This window comes from Phenylobacterium sp. CCH9-H3 (assembly GCF_001557235.1).
Taxonomy (GTDB): Bacteria; Pseudomonadota; Alphaproteobacteria; order Caulobacterales; family Caulobacteraceae; genus Phenylobacterium.
Genome location: NZ_LSJI01000234.1, coordinates 1 through 3361, shown reverse-complemented (window position 1 = coordinate 3361; position 3361 = coordinate 1). Strand labels below are relative to the sequence as shown.

Annotated in this window: 4 protein-coding genes and 1 pseudogene; 3 read left to right on the top strand and 2 right to left on the bottom strand. The window is 64.9% G+C overall.

Annotated elements, in window-relative coordinates:
- From AX721_RS20910 to AX721_RS27005, 3 genes and pseudogenes are all read left to right on the top strand, one after another.
- Positions 1-576, top strand: a 576-nt coding sequence (locus tag AX721_RS20910) for a copper resistance protein B (protein ID WP_197422662.1), incomplete at its 5' end; no start/stop codon positions are given.
- Positions 577-660: 84 nt separating this feature from the next.
- Positions 661-1134: a helix-turn-helix domain-containing protein gene (locus AX721_RS27010; RefSeq protein WP_082765483.1), complete on the top strand. Its 474-nt coding sequence runs from the start codon at positions 661-663 to the stop codon at positions 1132-1134.
- A 303-nt stretch (positions 1135-1437) separates the two neighbouring features.
- A pseudogene (locus AX721_RS27005) lies at positions 1438-2021 on the top strand (transposase); the annotation flags it as partial.
- A 343-nt stretch (positions 2022-2364) separates the two neighbouring features.
- Here AX721_RS27005 and AX721_RS20895 read toward each other — a convergent pair.
- Together AX721_RS20895 and fliQ are read right to left on the bottom strand one after the other, a co-directional pair.
- Positions 2365-2880, bottom strand: a complete 516-nt coding sequence (locus tag AX721_RS20895) for an outer membrane protein assembly factor BamE (protein ID WP_082765482.1) — start codon at positions 2878-2880, stop codon at positions 2365-2367.
- A 48-nt stretch (positions 2881-2928) separates the two neighbouring features.
- On the bottom strand, positions 2929-3195 hold the full coding sequence (gene fliQ, locus AX721_RS20890) for a flagellar biosynthesis protein FliQ (RefSeq protein WP_197422663.1): 267 nt from the start codon (positions 3193-3195) through the stop codon (positions 2929-2931).
- Positions 3196-3361 lie beyond the last annotated feature (166 nt).

Here is a 3361-nt window from a genome sequence, read left to right as displayed (position 1 = left end):
GGCGGCGGCTACGCCTGGGACGGCGAGATCTGGTACGGCGGCGATCTGAATCGACTGGTGGTGAAATCGGAAGGCGAAGGCGCGCGCCGCCAAGGCCTTGAACGCGCAGAGCTTCAGGCGGTCTATGCGCGGGCGATCGGCCCATACTTCAACCTGCAGGCCGGGGTCAGGCACGATTTCAAGCCGACCCCGTCCAGAACCTTCGCCACTGTCGGGGTCGAGGGCGTGGCGCCCTACTGGTTCAAGCTCGACAGCGCGGTCTATCTCTCCAACCAGGGCGAGGTGCTGGCGCGGTTCAAGGGCAGCTATGATCTGAGATTTACCCAGCGGCTGATCCTGCAGCCGGACGTGGAGATGAACTTCTCCGCGCAAAACAGTCGCCAGTTGCGTCTGGGCTCGGGTCTGACGGATGTGGAGGCGGGTCTTCGCCTGCGTTACGAGATCCGGCGGGAGTTTGCGCCCTACGTCGGCGTGCTCTGGCAACGGAAGTTCGGCGACACGGCGGATTTTGCGCGGGCGGAGGGCGAGCGCGCCGGCTCGACCAGTCTGGTGGTCGGCGTTCGAGCCTGGTTCTGAGGTGAGGGTCTCTCAGCCTTCAGGCCCTGCACTGCGGCTTGGGGGTGCGACCGCTCGGCATCTGATGGCCTGGCGCGGCCTGAGATGACGCTGCGCATCGGCTACATCAGCTCAGATGCGCAGCCGAGACCAACAGCCGTCGAGCTGCTGGGCGCCGGCTGTAACGTTGTACGGGTCGAGACCGGCTCGGGGTCAGTGCTCAAGGCGCTACTAGCCTTCATCGGCGAGGGTGAAGAATTGGTGGTTCCGGCGCTTTCTCACGTCCTTCACCAATCGCCCTTGCAGGTTCTGGATCGCCTGGACCAAAGGCGAGCCTTTCTCCGCGCTCTGCAAGAAGATTTCACAACGCGAGGGGAGGGCGGTCGCATTCTCCGTGCAGTGCTGACAGCCGTTCAGGTCACGCGCCAAGCGGCGCCGCAGTTTGAGAAGACGCGCTTAGAGTTGGAAGTTCGACAGCTACACTCTGCGGGCTTTCGACCTTCGGAAATCGCAAACAGGCTCGGAATCTCGCGAATGACTGTCTGGCGTAAACTGAGGAGGGTTTCTGAAGAAGGCTGAACTTGATCATGGATTCGACAGTCCGTCCGTAGTGTCTGCAGTCCTCGACGCCGCGGACCAGCTCACGACGCTGCAGGCCCGTCCCGGCGACGCTGCGCGGCTTGAAGTTCGCGAACGTCCCACGCGCCGGACTGCCACCGACCCGATCTCAGGGTCCGCGCCGGCGCGCTCAATGGCGCGGCGCTCCGCGCGGGCCTGGTCGTAGTTGAGCGTGGTGTCCTTCGCCCGCTCCCGGCCGACCATGCAGGCGAGCTGGGGCCCGGTCCGGGGAGTCGTCGCGGCCGTAGTGCAGTGCCACACCCTCATGGCGCAGCGGGCTTCAAGATCATGCCGGTGAAGACGGATCGGAAGGACGCGCGGGGAATGGCCCAGCTGGTGCGGCTGGGCTGGTTCCGGGCGGTGCACTGCAAGTCGCTGCCGGCGCAGGAGACCCGCGCGGTGCTGACGGCGCGGCGGCTGCTGCAAGCCAAGCTGCACGACGTGGAGATGAGCGTTCGCGGCATGCTGCGAGGGTTCGGGCTGAAGATGGGCGCGACGATGCCGAAGACCTTCGAGGGCCGGGTGCGCGAGTTGGCGGCAGGCCACCCGACGCTGGGCTGACGCCGAAGAAATACCAGTCCGGCGAGACCGACGTCACCGGGCGGATCTCCAAGATCGGCGACAATGAGGTGCGCTGCGCCCTCTATGTAGCGGCGCACGTCATGCTGACGCGCCCCACCAAGGCCTCGAAGCTCAAGGCCTGGGCGCTCACGGTCGCCCGGCGCGCCGGCATGCGCAAGGCCAAGGTGGCGCCCGCCCGCCGGCTGGCCGTGGTGCTGCATCGGATGCTGGCAGACGGCGCAGCATTCGATCCGCACCTGGGCGGCCGCGTCGCCAAGACGGCTTAGCGAGAAGGAAAGAGATCGAGGTTTTGGGAAGGGCCGCCGCACCAGGCTTCTTCCCTTGAGCGAAGTCCCTCGCCGGGACGATGGACCAGGTCAGGCCGCAACAGCCTAAGCAGCTGCAACCGCGCTTCCTAGATGGGCCGGCCGGGTTCTCATCCGATCCCATCAAGTGGCGGCCACGCGCCAGATCCCGGCGAAGGATGACGCTCAAGAGGGATCGACTGGCGAAGGCCCGTTACAGAAGAGGCTGTTTGGACTATGAGAACGACGGGCGAAAATGACCTCAAAACGGCCTTGTCGGCGGAGTCACATGACGTCGGATCGGGAGCATCGCGCTTGGCTCGTCCTAGCGGCGCCGGTCGCCGGGCCGAGTTCCCGGAACCCCTTGATCCTGGTTCGGCAGCATGGTCCCGCGGCCGACGCTGCCCAGGAGTTGTTCCAGCACCGTCATCGCGCGGCCCCGGGTCGGGGTCTCGCGCCCGCTGAAGGCTATCTGCTTGCCGTCGCCCAAGTCGAGGCTCTCGACGCTGCTCACCGCCTCAGTGTCCTTGTCGAAGGTCAACGCCACGACATCCCGCTTGATGATCTGCGGCCTTCGGAACGCCACCCTCTGCTTCACCTGACTGATGTAGAACCAGATGTTCGGATCAAAGGTCGATATCACAGACGGCGACCCCAGCTTCGCACGGACGGTCGATTTCGTGTCCACACCGACCTTCAGATCGGTCGGTTTGGAATCGATGGCCTGGAACCCGGAATGGGCGACGATCGGCGTACATCCGCCCAGCGGCGCGGCGCCAAGGCACGTGAGAATCACCCAGGCGGCTGGGTGGTTCAGTCGGTTGTCATGGGCGCTGCTCATCGATGGCCGGTCCCAAAGAATGCAGGATCACACCGTTGCCTCGCGTCGCTACATTGCAGCGATCCATTGCGCGATGTGCTCCATGAAGCCCTTCATCAGGGCGGCCATCATCGGCAGGAAGATCAAGAGCGCGATGAAGATCGCCACGATCTTCGGGGCGTAGACGAGCGTCTGCTCCTGGATCTGCGTCAGGGCCTGCAAAAGACCGATCGCGACGCCAACAACCAAGCCGACGATCAATACCGGCGCTGAGATCTGGACCGTCAGCCAGATGGCTTCGCGCGCCACGTCGAGGACTTCGGCGCCGTCCATCAGCGCGGCCGCGCGGGAGCGGACCCGTAAAAATCTCGATGCGGGTCGGAGTTCCAGATCCGGCCATCAGACTTTTGGGCGTTTGTTTGGACGACTTCATACGTGTCGAATCCGACAATAGGGCTGGCGACGAGGAGCGCCGCCGTCCAGAAGAGCGCGCCGCGGCGGG

Bases quoted from the DNA above. Each gene is read 5' to 3' on its own strand.
- AX721_RS27010 (WP_082765483.1), top strand. From the start codon at position 661: ATGACGCTGCGCATCGGCTACATCAGCTCAGATGCGCAGCCGAGACCA.
- AX721_RS20895 (WP_082765482.1), bottom strand. From the start codon at position 2,880: ATGAGCAGCGCCCATGACAACCGACTGAACCACCCAGCCGCCTGGGTG.